The sequence below is a fragment of the Actinomadura soli genome, assembly GCF_005889715.1.
Classification (GTDB): domain Bacteria; phylum Actinomycetota; class Actinomycetes; order Streptosporangiales; family Streptosporangiaceae; genus Spirillospora; species Spirillospora soli.
The window spans coordinates 1-18,746 of record NZ_VCKW01000175.1; the positions used below are offsets into that span (position 1 = coordinate 1).

At 68.2% G+C, this 18,746-nt stretch carries 13 protein-coding genes; 8 read left to right on the forward strand and 5 right to left on the reverse strand.

Going from position 1 to position 18,746, the window contains the following annotated elements:
* Positions 1 to 1,016 precede the first annotated feature (1,016 nt).
* The 5 genes from ETD83_RS28150 (at position 1,017) to ETD83_RS28165 (ending at position 4,650) form a co-directional block, all read left to right on the forward strand.
* Entirely contained in the window at positions 1,017 to 1,733 is a 717-nt protein-coding gene (locus tag ETD83_RS28150) for a hypothetical protein (protein WP_138648234.1), read from the forward strand.
* A 364-nt stretch (positions 1,734 to 2,097) separates the two neighbouring features.
* Positions 2,098 to 2,487, forward strand: coding sequence for a DNA/RNA non-specific endonuclease (locus ETD83_RS46110; RefSeq protein ID WP_407921528.1), 390 nt, complete (start codon positions 2,098 to 2,100; stop codon positions 2,485 to 2,487).
* The gene (locus tag ETD83_RS28155) at positions 2,388 to 2,711 is read left to right on the forward strand and encodes a DNA/RNA non-specific endonuclease (RefSeq protein ID WP_138648235.1); all 324 of its coding nucleotides are present in this window, start codon (positions 2,388 to 2,390) and stop codon (positions 2,709 to 2,711) included. Before ETD83_RS46110 ends, ETD83_RS28155 begins: the two co-directional genes overlap by 100 nt.
* 818 nt (positions 2,712 to 3,529) lie before the next feature.
* Positions 3,530 to 3,820 (forward strand): hypothetical protein, encoded by a 291-nt coding sequence (locus ETD83_RS43910; RefSeq protein ID WP_205717930.1) that lies wholly within the window; start codon positions 3,530 to 3,532, stop codon positions 3,818 to 3,820.
* A 341-nt stretch (positions 3,821 to 4,161) separates the two neighbouring features.
* The gene (locus ETD83_RS28165; protein ID WP_138648236.1) at positions 4,162 to 4,650 is read left to right on the forward strand and encodes a GyrI-like domain-containing protein; all 489 of its coding nucleotides are present in this window, start codon (positions 4,162 to 4,164) and stop codon (positions 4,648 to 4,650) included.
* A gap of 516 nt (positions 4,651 to 5,166) precedes the next feature.
* On the opposite strand, the gene ETD83_RS28170 is transcribed toward ETD83_RS28165, so the two are convergent.
* On the reverse strand, positions 5,167 to 5,652 hold the full coding sequence (locus tag ETD83_RS28170) for a hypothetical protein (RefSeq protein WP_138648237.1): 486 nt from the start codon (positions 5,650 to 5,652) through the stop codon (positions 5,167 to 5,169).
* 9 nt (positions 5,653 to 5,661) lie between these two features.
* On the opposite strand from ETD83_RS28170, the gene ETD83_RS28175 reads away from it, so the two are divergent.
* The gene (locus ETD83_RS28175; protein WP_138648238.1) at positions 5,662 to 5,859 is read left to right on the forward strand and encodes a hypothetical protein; all 198 of its coding nucleotides are present in this window, start codon (positions 5,662 to 5,664) and stop codon (positions 5,857 to 5,859) included.
* A gap of 9 nt (positions 5,860 to 5,868) precedes the next feature.
* Positions 5,869 to 6,243, forward strand: coding sequence for a hypothetical protein (locus ETD83_RS28180; RefSeq protein ID WP_138648239.1), 375 nt, complete (start codon positions 5,869 to 5,871; stop codon positions 6,241 to 6,243).
* Positions 6,244 to 6,723: 480 nt separating this feature from the next.
* Here ETD83_RS28180 and ETD83_RS28185 read toward each other — a convergent pair whose 3' ends face one another.
* The 4 genes from ETD83_RS28185 to ETD83_RS45760 all read right to left on the reverse strand — a co-directional run bounded on the left by ETD83_RS28185 (position 6,724) and on the right by ETD83_RS45760 (position 18,117).
* The gene (locus ETD83_RS28185; RefSeq protein WP_138648240.1) at positions 6,724 to 10,791 is read right to left on the reverse strand and encodes an nSTAND1 domain-containing NTPase; all 4,068 of its coding nucleotides are present in this window, start codon (positions 10,789 to 10,791) and stop codon (positions 6,724 to 6,726) included.
* A gap of 156 nt (positions 10,792 to 10,947) precedes the next feature.
* Positions 10,948 to 12,369, reverse strand: coding sequence for a cyclic nucleotide-binding domain-containing protein (locus tag ETD83_RS28190; protein ID WP_171064474.1), 1,422 nt, complete (start codon positions 12,367 to 12,369; stop codon positions 10,948 to 10,950).
* On the reverse strand, positions 12,366 to 16,853 hold the full coding sequence (locus tag ETD83_RS28195) for a tetratricopeptide repeat protein (protein WP_138648242.1): 4,488 nt from the start codon (positions 16,851 to 16,853) through the stop codon (positions 12,366 to 12,368). The genes ETD83_RS28190 and ETD83_RS28195 overlap by 4 nt, the downstream gene beginning before the upstream one ends.
* A gap of 454 nt (positions 16,854 to 17,307) precedes the next feature.
* Complete coding sequence (locus ETD83_RS45760) at positions 17,308 to 18,117, reverse strand: hypothetical protein (protein WP_205717931.1); 810 nt, start codon at positions 18,115 to 18,117, stop codon at positions 17,308 to 17,310.
* 500 nt (positions 18,118 to 18,617) lie between these two features.
* Between ETD83_RS45760 and ETD83_RS46115 the strand changes: the two genes are divergently transcribed.
* Positions 18,618 to 18,746, forward strand: a 129-nt coding sequence (locus ETD83_RS46115) for a transposase (protein WP_138648243.1), incomplete at its 3' end; no start/stop codon positions are given.

An 18,746-nucleotide genomic window follows, 5' to 3' on the forward strand; every position in this document is an offset into this window, starting at 1 on the left:
ACTGGTCGGCACACTCCACGGCTGCCTACGCACCCACACCACCTACAGCGAAACCACCGCCTGGACACCCCAAACCCACCACACCGACCAAGCAGCTTGACACCTACGACCCGTGGGATGTCTAGCCTAGCGGGAGGCTATCCGTAGCCAGCCGAGGCAGCATGGTCGGTCTACGGTTGCGCTTCTGTGGTGCTGGTCGATGGACCATCGACTAGGAAGACGTGTGTGCTGGGAAGTGATCCAGAATCTGCCGACGAACGGCGGTTGTGGCCGTTGATCGCGGGGACCACGCTCAAGTTTAACGCCTTGTGCGGCTCTCCGCAGATGCCGGAGACCCCAAGCCTCGAAGGATTTTACACGCATGCACTTGGACAACCACCAATGACGGCGCACGCTCCGGGGCGCCTTGGAAGCCAACGGTAGCACCTCCAGTCCAGAGTGTAGAGCCTGGGGAATTGCGGCCGTGCAGAGGTATCGCAGGTTATACGATTGCCTTGGTGCTCCGAGCGCGCCGATGCAAATTCCATCCGTTTGTTCGCTGCAAGATTTCAACGGCGTCGAGCAGGATCGCGATAATTGCTTGATGAACCAACCACGAGGCGCAGCTATCGTCCGCTCATCGGCATGAGCGAGTGTGTGGCCCACGCCTAAGCCTCGTGTACGGGCCGGGAGATGCGTGCCGCCCGAGCGCCCGCTACGAGACGGTTGTGGGGCTCACGAAACCAGCAAGTCCCTCCTGCTTGACCAGATGGCCCCAACGCTCGCGGCGAATCCCGCATGACCGCGCCAAACCAAATGGATCAGCGGAATCGCCGAGCTGCCACAGCGCGCCTGGCGCGACGGGCGTGCCATGGGTCTACCGGAAGCCAATGCGGCAAGAATCAGGGTGACCCAACCACGTAGTGGTTCGGTGGCGTGTTTCGGGGGCCGCGGTGGAACCGCGGACGTCTTCAGTCCCTCGAAACGATGGACGATCCGGTGAGGGGCCGGATGGCGCATCCGACGATGAGGCGGCCATGACTTCGGCACTGGTGATCAACCTGTTGTCCTCGCTGCTGGCCTTCCTGGCCGGCGCCGCGGTCAAGGGCCTCTACCAGCGGCGGCGGTCCATCGGTCCGGCCCGGCGCGTGTGGCGGCTGCGCAGACCCGACGAGGTTGTGATCGTCCAGCCCGATGGGCCGGGCCATGACACCCCGTTACCGACCCTCTACGAGGGCGATGCGATGGCCGCGATGCTCGTGTCCGAGTACCTGCGAAAGGTCTTGGGTGTGCGCACGGTCCGGATCATCCGGGCCAAGAACTTCTCCCGGTGCCGAGACGCATCAAGCGACCTGGTAGTCATCGGCGGTCCCAATGCGAACGAGCTGTACAAGGAGCTCGACCGTCAGGTCGCGCTGCCGTACAGATTCCGCCTCTATCCGGACCGGGCCGACATGATCAGGGTCTCTGACAATCGGGTCTTCGCCCAGCAGGTCGTCCACGCCAGGACCACGCGCGACTTCGCCGTCATCAGCCTGCTGCCCAGTCCCTTTCGCGCTGGTCGGCGCGTCATCGTCCTGGCCGGATGCGGCACGTTGGGGAGCCTGGCCGCTGCCAGGATGGTTACCAAGGACGGGGTTGGCCAGTTGGCCGGCCTCCGCCCGCCGCCCCGGACTCCGTTCTCGGTCGTGGTGGAGATCGAGATGCTGGACGGCCAGATGACACGGCCCCAGATCGTGGACACGACATCCTAGTTACCGCGTCCACGTCCTTGCCGCACACACCGTGACCTGCGTCGATTCGTGGCTACGGACCCCCGAAAGCACCTCGGCAAGATCCGCAGTCGCGTTTCTGGACCACTTCGCGCAGATCGCCGCCGCGACGGCCGTCACCGTCGTCGCGATCCGGGAGAGCAGGCGGCGAGTGTGAGGCGGGTGGCAGTGGCGCAGTAGCAAGTCAGGCCCTGCCACCCAGCCACATCGCTCTTTAGTCACTGAGAGTTATCAATCGGCTTCGGCATGCGTTTCCCTGGTCGGGACGCTTCCCCCCGAGAGGACCAATGCCGTGGCCCGTCCCCGATCTGTTGCCATCGCCCTCCTCGCCGCGCTCCTCGCCGTCGTGGCGATCGCCCCGCCCGCCGCCGCATCCCCGGCTCGAACACCTCCTGTTGGCGGCCCTGCTGCGCCAGTCCGACAGGTCGATCAGGTTCCCTGCGAGCCGCACATCGGTGCCAATGCGACCTACCGCGCTCACGGCGCGGAGTTCCGCACCGACGCACAGGGACGGCCGACGACCGCCGAGGCCGTCAACCTGACCCGCTCCGAAGCCGACCGCGGCCCGTGCCAGACCAAGGTCGGGCACATGGCCCCCGCCGCCGGGTACGACGGCGGGCACCTGATCGCAGCGACGTGCACGGTGTCGACCAGCGTTACGACCTGGTCCCGCAGTGGGCCAGCGTCAATCGCGGCCTCTACCAGCAGATGGAGGCCGGAGCCAAGAAATGCCTGACCGCGCCCGGCGGCAAGATCCTGCGCTACAGCATCCGGGTCACCTACCCCACCGCCGACACGGTGGTTCCCGATCGCTTCCTGGCCGACGTCACCGTCGACACCGACGGCTATCCGCAGCGGCACCTCGACCTGACCTTCCCCAACCGGCGCCTGGAGCCCGCCGAGTCAAAGGCCATCAAGACCGATCTCAACACCGGGTTGCGCGCAGCCGGCTGCACTTGACCCCGGACCTGCAAACCCGCACCGCCTGCCGAGAACCATCACTGCCGCTGGATCGGACTGGACTCACCGGTGACGATGACCGTCCATAGAAGCCCCAGGTCCCACAACTGCCGCGGCACCAAGGCCCGGCCCGCGTCGGTAGAGGAATCTGCACCGCTGCGGTAGATATTCATCCACCAACGCCCGCTTTGTGTCACAAGACACAGAACATTCGAAAGAGACTTGGCAAGGACGCCGCAATCGCGGCGAAAAGCTGCTTACGATACTGCCTCCTGAGAATCTCTCAGGGTGGGGCCTGGTACCCGCTGGTCCCGCAGACTGTGCGCGGTACTAGGCCCCGCGGCCACTAACAGCCGCCAGCCGTCACCAGATGAAGATGAAAGGGATGACCCCCAGGCCGAGCTTTGCCAGCTCCAGGACCATGAAGATCACCCTGCACCGTCCGTTGTGGTCGACGGCCTTCCTTTCCTCCCTTTCTTCGGCTCGTCCATGACGTGCCCTCCCTACCCGGCCTGGGGGGTGGCCGGTCGGCCCGCGCAGATGAAGGCCACCTTGCGCCGGCGCCAAGGCGATTCAGTCGGCGGGCCGGTCCGGAGACTAGCGCGATAACCCAGGAGACGGGAAATCGACCCCGATAAGTGCATGTGCAGATGCACTTGAAAGGCATTTCACCCGGTCCGGCAAGCAACGGCCAAAGTAGCAAATGCGCTGAAGTGGCCGATTTCGCAATAGCAGATATGTCCCCTTATAGCTGACATATCAGTCCAATGAGGCGATCTCGTCGGGCCTCGGCGAACGACCTGGCCGAGGAGTACGGCGTGTCGATGGAGACGGCGCGGCGAGCGGTGCGGGCGCTGCGCTGGCGGGAGCTGGTCGTGACGCTGCCCGCCAAGGAACCTTCGTGGCCGAGGCGGACTGACTTAGTGGCAGCGGTCCGCTGTCCCGATCGCGCCAAGGATCGCAGCCGACTTGACGATGTCCTGGCGCGGGAATTACCCCGGGCACCGCGGACCAGCGTGGGCAGTCCGGAAACGAGCATCATCAAAAGCCATGGCCATGGCCGCGCCAACTTCGATCTCCTCCACCTTCAGATCCTCCGTGCCGACTGAGCATCATCACATTGCGTGATCGGGCGGGGGGAAACACCGCTCTGGAGGACCTTCCCATCCCCGGGGCTACACGGTCTATCCCGAGCGAATGGGTCCCGAGCAGCGCATGGCCTGGGAACGGTGGCGCGACTGCGGGACGCCAGTGGTCCTGGAGGGTGACGTCGTCGAGGACTCCACCGTGGATATGCCGGGCGGTCTTGGGGCCGCCGCGTACGGGGGGAAGCCCTGCCGTCGGCCGTCGGCTTCTCTGAGGAGGATGTCCTCGGCGGGTTGGGTCAGCTTGTACCCCTTAATCCGGCTGTGACCGATGAGTTTCGTTGGACCAGGCGGTCGGTTAGTCCATGACGACGAAACCCAACATTGAGGAACGCGAGGCGCAGCCGTACGTGGCGATCAGGCGGCGGGTCACGATGCAGACCATTAGTGAGGCCGCCGACCGGATCCCGGAACTCTTCGTTTGGCTCGGCACGCACGGAATCGTCCCGGCCGGGGCGCCCTTCCTCAAGTACAACGTGATCGACATGGACGGCGAGCTGGAGATCGAGGCGGGCGTGCCCGTCCCGGCGCCGGTCGAGGGCGACAAAGAGGTCCTCGCAGGAACACTGCCCGCCGGGCGGTACGCGACCCTCACCCACACCGGCCACCCCGATGGCCTGCTGGGCCTGACCACCGAGTTGCTTGACTGGGCGAAAACCAGGGAGCTGAACTGGGACGTCACTAATAACCGGTGGGCCTGTCGCCTTGAGGTCTACCAGACTGATCCCACCCAGGAGCCCGACCCCGTCAGGTGGGAGACCGAACTCGTCTTCAAACTCGCCGACCGCCCCTGAAACACCCCGCGGAGTCGGTTCGTGGCCGAGTTCCGGCCCGCCGCCAGGCCGTCCGGCCGTCCGGCCCACGAGTTGGCGTCACCCAGGCCACCTCCAACACCGACCGGTTCCCCCGGCTATCCGTGGGGCCGCCGGTCGGGACTTCAGCGTCGCCGGCGGCGATTAGCCGCCTGACCGTGTACGGGGTCCGGGGCACATCGGACGCTAGGTCCGCGCGAGCACGAGCGGCTGGCCGAACCGAACTACCACATGGTGCACCTGCGCCGCAGCAAGCCGAGTGCGCGCACCAAGGCGCCGACGTCAGGACCCGGACTTCGACCCCGCTGAGCAGCGGCCAGGCGATGAAGCCCGGCATCAGGTCGTGTCTGACGATTGGTGGTGGCGAAGCCACACGATAATGCTGGCCAGTGGCACGTAAAAGCTTTGAAGGGCGACAGAACGCTGAGGTGACTCAGGTATAGCCAGGCTTCCCTAACTTACCTGGCTTCGCCTCCCCTGCTCGCTACCTGCTCCAAATCACGGTCGCGGGTCGGCTGTACGAAGCAGTTCTAGAAGCCTCTCGACAGCTGCGTACTGCTCGTCGGCTAGCGGGTCTTCGGTGAAGTGCATAAGTTCGTTGCGGACATCACGGACCGTGGTGAGCAGTTCGATGAACTGCTCGTGATCCAGTTTCCAGCCGAGCTTGCCCCAACGATCCGCATTCTGCAGCAAATAGGCGTAGTTGCCGAAGGTCAAGTCCGCAGCCCGCGTTACCTTCGCCTTCTGATGGTTGGCAACGGCATCTTTGAAGTCATCAACAGTGAAGACGCCCTCGGCGGCACGGCGCAGCCTGTTCTCCGCCTCCTCGATGAGTACGAAGGGCCGGGCCAGAGTGCCGAACTGACGGGTGAGATCAGACGCTGTGAGGATGCCCGTGACGACACCTCCGTGGCGATGCAAGTGACGTTCACCGATACCGACGGAGAGACCGGCAAGATCCTCCTGCTCGGCGACCTCGTCCACGAAACGATCATGAAGATCTTCACCTACAGCGAGGAGCACGAGCGCGAGCACTCCCTGGAGTGGGATGTGCTCCTCGCTCCCCACCACTGCTCTAAGAAGGTCATGTTCCTGCCCAGGACGGCGAGGACGTGTTGCAGCAGGACGTCATGGACGCCTTCGCTCGGCACGCCCGCCATGAGGCCGTCATCTTCTCCAGCAGTGAAGTGATCTCCTCCAGTGACAAACCAGGCCAGAACCCGCCACATCGCAAGGCGGCTGATTGAGTATGAGCAGATCACCGAGCTGATCTACACGATGGAGTGGCCGGACGCCGACGCCTCGAACCCGGTCGTGTTCGCCGTCGACACCGACGGCGCCCGCGTCCTGCGCGACGCGACCGTCACCTCCGCTAGAACCATGGTGACCGAGGGCAAGGCGTTCCGGCACGGGCGGCACCTGGCGGTTGTCACATCGGCGGCCGCCGCGGTCGGTCGCGATGTCGCCAAGGCACGGGGCCGGACTCCCCGTGGCACCGACCGGATCCGGGCTGCGATCGTGGCTGACCGCGGCGCCGGCGACGTCGCGGCGCCGCCAGTGGGATTCGGCCGGTGAGCCGTGCCGGCTACCAGCTCGCCGCTCGTCAACTCACCGCTTTGGCCGCGGTTAGCGACAGTGTCGTGGAGGTCCTGCCCGTACATGCCGGGGAAAACGATCCAGTGATCGCCCTGGACCTGCACGATATCCCGCGCGGTCCCGGCGTCAAACTGCGCAACCGGGAACGATTCCGCCTGATCGTTCCGGAGACGCCACGGCGAGACCGGTCAGCACGGCTGCTAGCCGACCACGCGGTGTCGGCGGGGCCGATGAGGGCGCTCGCGCCGCCCATCGCGACCAGAAGCGTCAACGGCATGCCGTTGTCGCGTGCCCACCGCACGGCGGGCCTGGGCGTCCTTCGGCGTGGCGACGGTACAGGGGCGCCCCCGCGGCTGAGCCCACGCCGCAGCTGCTGCCAGTCCGCCTCGCGTGCCGACCCGTCGCCTCCTGCCGGGCCCCGACGAACTGGACAGATCTCGCAGCGATCGCCGCGGGCGATCAGGGGCAAGGGGGTTCGTACTTTCGGCCGGGCACATACTGGGCCCACTCGTGACGGGTGATGGGCTGGCCCGCGGTCGCGCAGACGAAGGCGGCGGCGCCTGCGGGATCGGTGTTCCACAGCCAGACGGCATGATCGTGGCCGCCGGCCGCGACAGTCCGTCCGTCGGGGCTGAACGCCACTCCGAGGATGCTCATGGCGGGACCGGTGAGGGTGGCCAGGTGGATCGGCTCATGCGGGCGGGTGAGATCCCAGAGCCAGACGCTGCTGTCAGTGTCGCCGACCGCGAGAACAGGCTTGTCCGGATTGAAGGCCAGCGAGTACACGACGCTGGCGGGACCGGTCATCGGGTTTCCCAGCCGGGTCGGAGCGGACGGGTTCGCGACATCCCAGAGCTGCACGTCCCCGTTCGCCTTACCGACCGCGAGGGTGCGTCCGTCCGGGCTGAAGGTTACCGCGTAGGCCTCGTTCTTGGCGGTGCGGCCGAGCGTGGCCAGCCGCGTCGGACGGTGGCGATCGCCGAGATCCCACAGGTACGCGTTGCCGTCGGCGCTGGCCGCGGCCAGCAGGCGGCTTCCCGGGCTGATCGCGCAACTGAACACGAGGCTGGTGGGGCCGGACAGCTCCGCCGTCTTCTCGGGTCGCCGTGGCCGGGCGATGTCGATCAGGTGGACCTTGCCGTCGTCGGCTCCGGCCGCGAGCAGCGTGCCGTCATCGGAGGACACCAACGACTCAATCAGAGCACCCGCCACCGGAACCGTCGGGCCGAACTTCACCGGACGTGCCGGGTCCCTGAAGTCCCAGAGCTGGACACCGCCAACGGTGTCGCCCACCGCGAACACCCGCCCGTTGGGGGTCAGCGTGCCCGCTCCGGAGTACGGAGGGGCGTCCTGACTGTTCCGTGCGGTCCGTCCGATCTGGAACGGACGCTGAGTCGTGGCGACATCCCACATGGTCACGGTGTTGTCGATCGCACCGGCGGCGACGCCGAGCCTGCGACCCGTGGCGTCGAAGCTCAGGCCGAACACCGAATCGTTCGGACCGTTGATGACGGGACCCGGCATCGTCCAGGCACGGACGGTCCCGTCCTCACCGAGGGTGACCAACGATTGCTCACCGCGGTAGACGCCGTCGATGACCGAGCTCGGATGCGGCAGCCGGCCGATCGGCCGCCGGTCCGCCAGATCGAACAGCCACACCAGCTTGTCGGCGCTGCCTGCGGCGAGGAAACGACCGTTCGGGCTGAAGGCCACGAAGTTCACCCAGCTGACAGGCCCCGTCAGCGGAGCCCCGATGGGCACCGGACGGTCCGGATCAGAGATCCGCCACAGGTGGACGTTGTGCTGGGCGCCGGTGCCGGCGGCCAGCGTACGCCCGTCACGGCTGATGGCGATGCTGAAGATTTGGCTGGCGGGCCCCGTCAACCGGGCGAGCCGCTTCGGACGTGCGGGCCTGCCGATGTCCCACAACCAGACCGCACGGTCCTCGCCGCCAGCGGTCAGGGTGCGCCCGTCGGGGGTGATGGCCACCGCTCTGATCGCGCCGGTGGGGCCCCGTAACTCGATCGGCCGAATCGGAGACTTGGACCCTGCCAGCGGCCACAGGTGAACGCCCGGCCCTTCGCCCGCCGCGGCGAGCGTGGCGCCGTCCCGGCTGAGCGCCATGGTCATGACCTGGCCGCCCGGGGCGTCCAGCACCCCCAGACGGACCGGGCTCGCCGAGTCGGTGAGGTTCCACACGTGGATCTTGCGGTCGCGACCGGCCGCCGCGAGGACGCGTCCGTCTGCGCTGAGGTCCAGCGCCTCGATGGGGCCGCCCGGCCCGGCCAGCGGCAGACCCGCCACCTTGAAGCGCCCGTCTGCGCCCACCGTCCACACCTGGACTGAGCCGAGGTCCGTGCCCGCGGCCAGCACCTCGCCGTCGGCCCGCACCGCGACGCGCTTTGCCTGCGCGGCCCCGGGACGCAGCCGGGTGGACGCGGGAACAGCGGTGGAATTGATCAGGCTGGACCGGGCCTCTACCGTGGGCGCGATCCGGTAGGCGATCAAGGCCAGCTGCATGGACAGCGAGACATCGTGTTCTCTGAGCCTGTCGGCCCTCGCGGCGGTCAGCCGGGACGAGGCCGTGGTCCGCGCCCGATCCGCTGCACTGCGCTGCTCGAACGCGTAGCCGGTGAGCAGGCCGGACAACACCAGCAGGATGGAGAGCGCGGCGACCAGCTGGCGGAGACGCCGCGTGCGGCGACGCGCCCTTTGTTGCTCCTCGGCCTGCCGGGTGATGGCGGCGTCGAGGAACCGGCTCTCCAGCGCGTTCAGTCTGCCGCGGTAGCCGCGCTCGTCCACCCACTCCCGGGTGGTCTGCAGCAACACCCCTCTGTACAGGGTGTCGGGATCGCGGCCTCCGTCGAGCCAGTTCTTGGCGTCGGCGGTGAGTCTGCGGTGCACGCGCAGCCAATCCCGGTCGGCGGCCAGCCACTCCCGCAGCAGCGGCCACGAGGTGATCAGTACCTCGTGCGAGATCTCGGCCGTCGTGTGATCCGCCGTGATGAGGCGCGCGACGATGAACCGATCGAGGACCTCGCGGGACGGATCGTTCCCCGGATGGGCGGCGTCGTGGAGAAGCTCTTCGTAGGCGACCCTGCGCCGTGTGTCCCGCGAGTCCTCCTCCGTGCGCACCAGCCGCAGGAACATGTGGCGGGCGATGTCCTGCTGCGCCGGGGTGAGGTCGGCGTACGTGGCATCCGCGGTCATGGCGACCGCTCCCTGTATTCCTTTCGTCGCACGGTAGTGCTCGACCGTGAGCGTCCGTCCCTTGGCGTGCATCCAGGTCGCGAGCAACGCATGTGACAGTAGTGGCAGCGCGCCCCGGTCATGGCCCGGTTCATGTCCCGGCGCGGTGCCAGAGGTGGGGGCCATCTCCCACACCAGCGATTCGACCAGGCCATCGGACAGGGACAGACCCGCCCTATGCGCCGGGACGGTGAGGACTTCTCGCAGTTCGGGTTCCGACAGTGACCCCACGATGAGCTGGGTGTCCTGAAGCACGGGCACCAGGCAGGGCATTTCGACGGCTTGAGGATAGAAGTCGGCCCGCATGCCCAGCACCACCAGGGCGGATCGCCTGCCCTCCGTCGACCCGGGCGTTGATCCGGCGGTTCGCCGCGGGCCCTCCGCCGCGGCGAACAGCGCCGCGAGAAACGCTTGGCGCTGGGTCTCGTCCCCGACGGAGGTGAAGAGCTCTTCGAACTGGTCCACCACGATGAGCAGGTGGCCGCGGCCGGGATCCCGCGCCATGGCCAACCTGTCCGCGCAGTTTCGCGGGTCCTCCAGGATCTCGCGTTCGAGCACTTCAGGTGATGCGCCGGTCCATTCGCTTAGCCGCCTGGCAAGCGCCAGAACCGGCCTGTCCCCGGGGGTGAACGTGCAATGGCGCCACTCGCCGTGCAAGGGGCGCGAGCCATCACGGTTCAGCCCGTCGCGGGTCAACCCGTTGCGGGTCAACCCGTTGCGGTTCAACCCGTTGCGGTTCAACCCCGGGATTAGGCCCGCGCCGAGCAACGAGGACTTCCCCGACCCCGAGGCCCCGATCACCATCACGGGCATTCCGCGCGCGTACGCCTGCGCCGCCAATTCCAGCAAATCGGCCGTTAACGCCTCGCGGCCGCAGAAATATTCGGCGTGCTCCGGCCCGTAGGACTCCAGACCTCGGAACGGCGCCGCGGCAGCGGGACGTGGACCGGGCCGGACCCGCACTCGGTCGAGCGCCGCCTGCCATTCGGCGACCTTGGCCGGGTCGCGCTCCCCCAGCACGCCGATCAGCCTGGGGACAACTCCGACCAGCATGGACGTCGGGAGGTGGTCCCCGTTGAACCAGCCGCTCAACGTCGACGCTGACACGGACTCGGGCCCGCCTCTGTTCAGAATCGCGGCCATTCTCCGGAAGGACAGGCCCGACTGCGCGCGCAGGACGCGCAACGCCCTGGCAAAGCCTTCGGGGCTGTCGATCAACCGCGGGTCGGGACGGATTCCGGTGACGTGCTCGTTGTCGCGGGGCAGCGGCTCGGGCATAGTGCGTCCACCTCCGGTGACCGGAGGCGCCGACGATGGCCCGCAGGACGTCACGTCTCGTCACTTCACCGATCGCCGTCATTAACGCATGGCGCCGCCTGTATTGATGTGACGCCTGACGCAGAGTCGTGTGGCCGGTTCGATCCTGCCCGGTGGTCAGTGCGAGCTAGCGTGCTTGCTCCCCAGGATGAGGTCACCGGCGATGTTCACGGTCTCGTGAAAATGGATTCCGTTCGACCTTTCAGGGTCTTTTCCGGATGAGGTATTCGGCGCGACGGGTTCCACCGTCTGGCCGAAGAGCTGCATCCATGCCTCGGTCTGCGCCTCTTTGACGTTAATTCTCACCCGGCTGAACGATCGGGGATTGATCAGGCCGCGATCGTTTTTCAGCACTGTCTCATAGACATGATGGGACGTCATGAGCGCCATATCCGCTTCCGACGTGTGAAGGGCCTCGCGCAGGACCGGGGCGTCGAGCATGCGCGCCGCGAGGTTGATGGCGTCCCCGTTCAGGCCCTCCCGGTCGCGGGTGACGGGGCCGACGTGCAGGGCCACCCGGAGTTGGATGCGGACGGCCGCGCTCGACCGCCGGTTGTGCCGCCGCAGTTCGGCGGCGAGCCGCGGCAACGTCGGATCGGCGACCGCCTCCGTGGGCACTGCCGGCGGCACCACCACGAGGACGCCGTCGCCGCGGTCCTCGTGGTAGCAGCCGTCCCAGGACACGCTTGACTCCTCGAACGCGCATCGCAGCATTTCGTACAGGGTGTCCCGCACCACCTGGCGATCGGCCTCGTCACGCTGGGGCCGGCTGAAGCCCGCGACATCGACGAAAAGGACGGAGCAGGTCAGCGACGACCAGTCGGGCCGCTCGGGGCGCGTCCGGCACAGCCCGTCCAGCGACCGGACGTCCAGGACGGTGAGGTTTCGCCGCGCCGTCATGATCATGCCGCGCCGGCCCCAGTCCGTGAGGACCCGGTCCACTTCGGCCGACTCGGCGCCCGCCCAGCGCGCCATCTCGCGCCGGGACATCGGCAACGTCAGCGCTGTTCCCGCGGGCGCCCGCTCGCCGCCGCCCCGGCGAGCGAGTTCGCGGAGCAGCAGGGCCAGTCGATGCTCGACGTCCTTCATGTCACCGAACAGGAGGCGGCGCTCCTCCTCCGCGCGTTCGCGTTCTTGCCGTTTCAGGACGGCGCGGAGCCTGGGGTGCGTGTCCACCAGTTCCTGGAACCGGGCGCCGGGAACGACCAGCCCGGTCAGGTCACCGAGCGCGACGACCGTCGCCGACCGCGACCGCCTGGTGAGCGCGCCGCGCTCGCCCACGATATCGCCCGGACCGCGGACCGTGATGATCCGCTCCCGGCCGTCGACCACGGCGGTCACCTTCACCCACCCCGTTCCGATCACGAGGACGTCCGCGGCCTTGTCGCCCTCGTGGCAGAGGACCGCTCCGCGGTCGGCGGAGCGCTCTTCGGCGGCGGCGGTGATCGCCTCGCGCTCGGCTTCCGAAAGGCGGGCCCAGAACCCGCGCTCGTACGGCAGGTCGTCGCACCGTCCCGCCGTCGCACCGGTCGATGTCATCGGGTCGCCCTTCCTTGTCGCTCGGAGCCGTCCGATATGCCGTCTGACATGTCGTCCGACATGGTGTCGCGCCCCGGTGCGGGAAACTGTGGCGCCTGACATTGCCGCGGCGCTGGGCGCCACGGCCGAGCGCGCAGGGCGGTGGCCCTGTCCGCGCACACCGTGTTCCCCACCTTCCGCGCGACGATGACCGCCTGTGCCAAGAACTCGCCCGCACGCTGCCGCAGGCCGAGGCTCAGGTGAACCTCGCCCAGCAGCAGAAGGCTCTCGCTGCGCCCCCACTCGTCGCCGATCTCGCGCTGGATCCACTGTGCTTTCAGCGCGTGCGCGCGGGCCTGGTCGCAGTCGCCGGCCCAGAGGTGGATCCGGCACATGGCGTCGAATGTGTCGGCCATTCCACGCAGGTCATGGCTCTCCCTGCGGATGGCCAGCGCCTGCCGCGCGTAGGCGAGCGCGCCGTCGGTGTCGCCGAGGCGCCGCAGGAGACGGGCCATGGTGTTGAGGCTGTCGCCCTCACCGCGCCGGTCACCGATCTCCCAGCGCACCGCGAGCGCCTGGGTGACGTACTCGCGGGCCACGCGGTAGCGCGAGTGGAAGCGATGGATGCCGGCGAGCAGGTCAAGGCTCTTGCCCTCGCCGTACTTGTCCGCGATCTCGCGGCGGATCCGCAGCGACTCCCGGGCGGCGGACAGCGCCGCCTGTTCGTCGCGGAGCCTCCACCGGGCATGTGCGAGCGTCTCCAGGCTCTCCGCCACACCGTGCCTGTCGCCGATCCGCCTGTGCAGCGCGAGCGCCTGCTCGGCGAGCGTGGTCGCGTACTGGTTGCGGCCGCGACGACGGTGGATGCCGGAAAGCGTGTCCAGGCTCTCGGCCTCCCCGTGCTGATCGCCGAGCTCGCGCCGCATCCGCAGGGCGGTCTCGGCCTCGCCCAGCGCCTCCCGGTAGCGCGCGAGCTGGTCGTAGATCAGCGCGAGGTTGTCACGTGCCTCGCTTTCGGCGCCCCGGTCGCCGATGCCCTGCTGGATCTCGACGGCCGTACGGGCATGGTGGACGGCGTCCCGATACTCGGCGCGGCGCCGGTACACGGTGGCCAGCACGTTGCGCGTCCGGCCCTCCGCGGCCCGGTCGCCGATCTCCCGCTGGATGCGCAGCGCCTCGTCGAGGCTTCCCAGCGCCGCGGGGTAGCGCGCCAGCAGGCAACTGATGAGCCCGATGGTGTACCGGGTCTCCGCCTCGCCGTATCGGTCACGCTCATCCTGCTGGACGGCGAGCGCACCCTCGAGCTCGGCCAAGGCGTCCTCGTACCGGCCGACATGGCCGAGAACACGGCCGATAAGCGTGAGGGACTCGGCCTCGCCCGTCCGGTCGTCGATCTCCCGCTTAATCTTCAGGGCGGTGCGCGCTGTCCGCAGCGCGCGGACGTACTGGGCCTGTCTGCGGTCGTTGTGCGCCAGGGTGAGCAAGTCGTCACTCTCGCCGTGCCTGTCGCCCGTACGCCGGCAGATCTCCAGGGACTCCAGGGCGCACCGGCGGGCCCTGGCGTATTGCCCGATTCCGGAATGGATGCGGGCGAGGATATAGAGGGAATGGCTCGCACCGGCCAGGTCTCCGATCTTCCTCTGGGTCCCGAGCGCCTCGGCGGCGGCGGCGAGTGCCTCCCGGTGGCGGCTCTGGTGCCACCGGATCAACGCGATGAGGGAGACGCTCTCGGAGAGCCCGCGTGGATCGCCGATGGCGCGGCCGATCTCCAGGGACTCCGTGGCGCACAGCTCGGCGTCCCGGTACCGCGCCGTGCGGATGTGGATCCGGGCCAGCACGTCCAAGGCGACGCTCTGCCCCGCCGGGTCACCGATCTCGCGCTGCCACTGCAGGGCCGTGCCGGCGTTCTCGGCGGCGGCGCGATGGTCTCCCATACGGCAGAGGAGCCGGGCGATGGTCGCCAGGCTCTCGCCCATGCCGGCCCCGTCGCCGCCGGAGCGGCGTGTGGCGAGCGCGTCACGGGCGTTCTCCAGGGCCGCGGTGTACTGGCCCGCGCTCCGCTCGATCTCGGCGAGGTTGTTCAACGTCTTGCCGATGCCGTACCCGTCGTTCATGTCCCGCTGGAGGGCCAGCGCGCGCTGGGCGTTGCGGCGCGCGTCGGCGTGCCTGCCGAGCCGCCTTTCCACCAAGGCGACCAGGTTGAGGGACGAGGCGACGCCGTGCCGGTCGTCAATCTTCTTCTGGATGGCCAGGGCCTGCCGCGCATGGCCAATCGCCTGGTCGTACCTCCCGGAGTCGTGATGGAGCGTCGCGATGGTGGCCAGCGACTGGCCCTCCGCGTACCGGTCCTCCAGCCCCGAGGACACGGCCAGCGCGCGTCGGGCACTGCTCAAACCGCCCTGATAGTCGCCTCGCCTCTGCAGGATGCGCGCCCGGCTGGTCAGGCTCATCGCCACACCGGCGATGTCCCCGATCTCTTCGCGGATGGCCAGCGCCGCCTCCACGCGGGCGAGCGCGTCGTCCAGCCGGCCGGTCCGCCGCTGGATCCGCGACAGGGCGTCCAAGATCTCGCCTTGGCCGCGCCGGTCGCCGAGCCGTTCCCGCACGGCCAGCGCCTGTTCCGCCTTCTCCTGGGCGTCCGCGCATCTGCCCAGACGGCGCAGGATCGCGGACATGGTCTCCAGCGCGTCGGCCTCTCCGGCGTCGTTGCCGAGTTCGCGGTTGAGGCGCAGCGAGCCCTTCGCGTGCCGGAGCGCCGCGTCGTAACGGGCGACCATCCACTCGGCTTGGGCCATCCTCTCCAGGCTCTCGGCCACACCATCCCGGTCTTTCCTCGCGCCCAGGATTCGGAGCGCCTGCCTGGCGAGGCTCAGTGCCTCCGGGTAGCGGGAGCGCGTGCGTTCCACTCGGGAGCGGGTGATAAGGGCCCACCCCGCCCGGTGGTCGTCGCCCAGGGACGTGAAGATGTCGAAGGCCGCCGTGGCCTCCGCCAACGCCTCGGGGTAGTGGCCGAGATCGCAGTTCACCACGGCCAGTTGGTCGAGCATCAGCGCCTCGGCTTGGCGATCTCCCGCGGTCCGCGCGGCGGCCAGGCCGAGCTCGTGCACCTCGCGGTTGTCGTTGCCGTGCTTGCCACAGCGCAGGAACTGGTGCAGGTCCGCGGCGAGTCTCCAGGTGAGCTCCCAGTCACCCCGGTCGGACGCCTGGCGGGTCAGGGCCACGAGCCCGGCCCGCTCCGCCTCCAGCCAGGCGAGGCGGTCCTTGATCCTGCGAACCGGATCGCCCGGTGGGACATCCACCGGACCCGTACCGTCCAACGACGCCATGAACCAGTCCTGGAGGCGCCGGATGGCCTCGTCCACCTCGCTGTCGGGCTCGGTTTCCAGCCGTTCCCGCGCGTACTCGTTCAGCAGATCATGGAGCCGGTATCGGCCGTTCGCGGCCGGCTCGACCAGATGCTTGCGGAGCAGCCGGCGCAGGATCCGGCGAGCCTCCTCGGCTGGAACCCCCCACAGAGCCATCACGCTGTCCCGGCAGAAGTCGGTGGCCGGCATCAGGCTGAGCAGCCTGAACGCGCGGCGCTCGACGGTCTCCAGGTTGTCGTGGGACATGTCGAAGGCCGCACGGACGGCGAGACGGGCGACGCCGTCGACCGCGAGCAAGTCGAGCCGGCGCCCGGCGGTCAGTTCGCTCACCAGATCCGCGACCGGTCTGTGCGGATCCGCCGTCAACTCGACCACCGCGATCCTGATGGCCAGTGGAAGCCGTGCGCACACTTCGGCGAGATCGGTCACCGCGCCGCGCTCGGCCTCGCCGCGCTCGGCCCCGAGCACCCTCACCACCAGCTCCTCGGAATCCTCCACCGTCAGCTGTGGAACGGGCACCGAGATGGCACTGAACATGGCGATCAGCCCGTCCAGGTGATCCCGGCTGGTCACCACGACGAAACATCCGCCGCCTCCGGGAAGGAGCGGCTCGACCTGCTCCGCGGAGGCGGCGTTGTCGAGTACCACCAGTACCCGCCGCGTCGCGACGAGGGACCGGAACAGGCTGGCGCGCTGCGCCTCGTCCACGGGGATCTCCGAGGCAGCGACGCCGAGGCTGCTCAAAAGGGCGAACAACGCGTCGCCCGGCGAAACCGCTTGCGGGCGCGAAGCCCCGAGCAGATCGAGGAAGACCTGGCTGTCGAAGCGCTCAGCGACCTGATGAGCCCAATACAGGGCCAGCGACGTCTTCCCCCCTCCGGCCATGCCGTGCAGATGGACGACAGTCGCGGATCGACGGCTCTCCCAGAGGGCCAGCCCAGCGTCCATCGCCTTCAGCTCTTCGTCCCGTCCGACGAAGTCGCCCGGTGCGGAAGGAAGCTGCCGTAGCGGCGGCACGAACCGGGCGGCGGCCTCGTAGACGACCTTCCCACCCGCGACGATGTCCCCGAGGACATGGACGGGGCCGCGGAACTGTGCCGTCTCTCCGCCGCGCCGCTCCTCCTCGTTGCTCAGCGTCATAGCTCACCCCTTCGCCTGCCCCACGACCGCTCAAGCCCGTTGTTCCAAGGGCATCGCCGTCTCCAGCGCCGGTACAACCGGATGGACAGAAGTTCGCACACACTCGCACAGCCCGAGCTTCGATCCGCAATCAATCAACTTCAGATAGTGATGATCCGGCAGGGAGTCCGGGCCGCATTTCGACCGAGGCGTTCGACGGTCGTCGTCTCGCTAGAGGTAGGTCGGGATCGCCAGGATCCGCCGGTTGTCCAGCGAACTGCGGGGCAGGTGGAGAATCAGGTACGTTGCCCACTGGGAAGCGGACTGCACCGCGCGTGCGCCGATGTGGGTGGGCGATACTGGGATCGAACCAGTGACCTCTACCGTGTCAAGGTCGTCCCGACCAACCGTCGACCTGCACATCTCAGCGAGTTCAACCTCGGCGAGGCGGAAGCCGTCGAGCTCGCGGGGGTGTTCAAGGCCCTGGCCGATCCGATCCGATCCGGCCGCGGCTCTTGAACATGATCGCCTCGGCCGAGGATGGCGAGGCGTGCGTGCGCGACCTGACAATCCCCTTCAAGCTGACCGCGCCGACCATCTCGCTGCACCCTGCTGAAACTACGTCCGCGCAGGTCAAGCAGCGCGTTCGTACTCGTTGAGTATTCCGCCCAGACGTTGCCTTCGTCGGATGTCCAGGTGGGCGATTTGGTCTGGTTCGGTGATCGGTGGAGGCAGCGGCTTCAGCGGGCGTGTGTTGGCGATGCCTTGGTGCGGGCGGTGTGCGTTGTAAGGGTTCTCCGAACTCGCGGAGGGCGTGGAGCGGGTGGCGCTGGTTCCAGATCAGCGTGCGGTCCAGGAGTTCACGGCGGCTGGTCTGCACCCACCGCTCCATGACCGCGTTCATCCTGGGCATCCGCACCCCGGTCAGCACCACCCTGATGCCGGCATCGGCCAGGACGGCGCCGAACAGATCCGGGAACTTGCCATCCCGGTCACGGATCAGGAACAGTGCCCGGCAACCCGCGTCCTCCAGATCCATGACCCGGTTCCGCGCCGCTTGCGTCACCCACGCTGCGGTCGGATGAGCGGTGGCGCCCAGAACCCGGATGCGGCGGGTGTGATGTTCGATGACCGCCAGCACGTACATGCGAGCGCCGGTGAGAGTCACGGTCTCCAGGAAGTCACACGCCAGCAGCCCCTCGGCCTGGGAGCGCAGGAACCCGGCCCAGGTGGTGGCGGAACGCTCGGGCGCCGGGTCGATGCCGGCGTCCTTGAGGATCCCCACACCGTGGACGCAGCGACCTTGACACCGAGCACCAGCAACTCGCCGTGCACCCGCCGGTAGCCCCAACTCGGGTTCTCCCGCACCAGGCGAAGGACGAGAGCCCGGATGGAGCGGACGGTCGGTGGTCGGCCCGGACGCTTGGGTTTGGAGCGGGCAGCGTGCCGACCGGCGATCGGGTCGCGGTGCCAGCGCAGCACCGTGTCCGGCCGCACCAGGAGCCGCATCCGCCGCAGTACTCCGGGAGGTAACCGGTGCAGCAGCGCCCGATCCGCCGCAGTGAACCGCACTCCTTTCCCGCCCAGCTGGCGCTCCAGCACGGCGATCTGATGCCGCAACACCAAGATCTCGGCGTCCTTGTCCCGATCGGTCACCGGAAGTAGACGCAGCACCGCAAACGTATTCGTCACGGTCAGGTAGGCCAGCCGCAAGAGCACAGCCGCTCATCGACTCGCGACGACCGCCTCGCCGCGGCTTGGTTCTGCGACTGATCAAGCCCCGGCATGCTGCTTCCACCACGCAAGAGGACAGGTCGGCCGTCGAAATGGACCAAACGCCAGCTCATCGATGGGATCGGCTGGCGGGTGCGGACCGGTGCGCCCTGGCGGGACGTGCCGGAGTACTACGGCTCC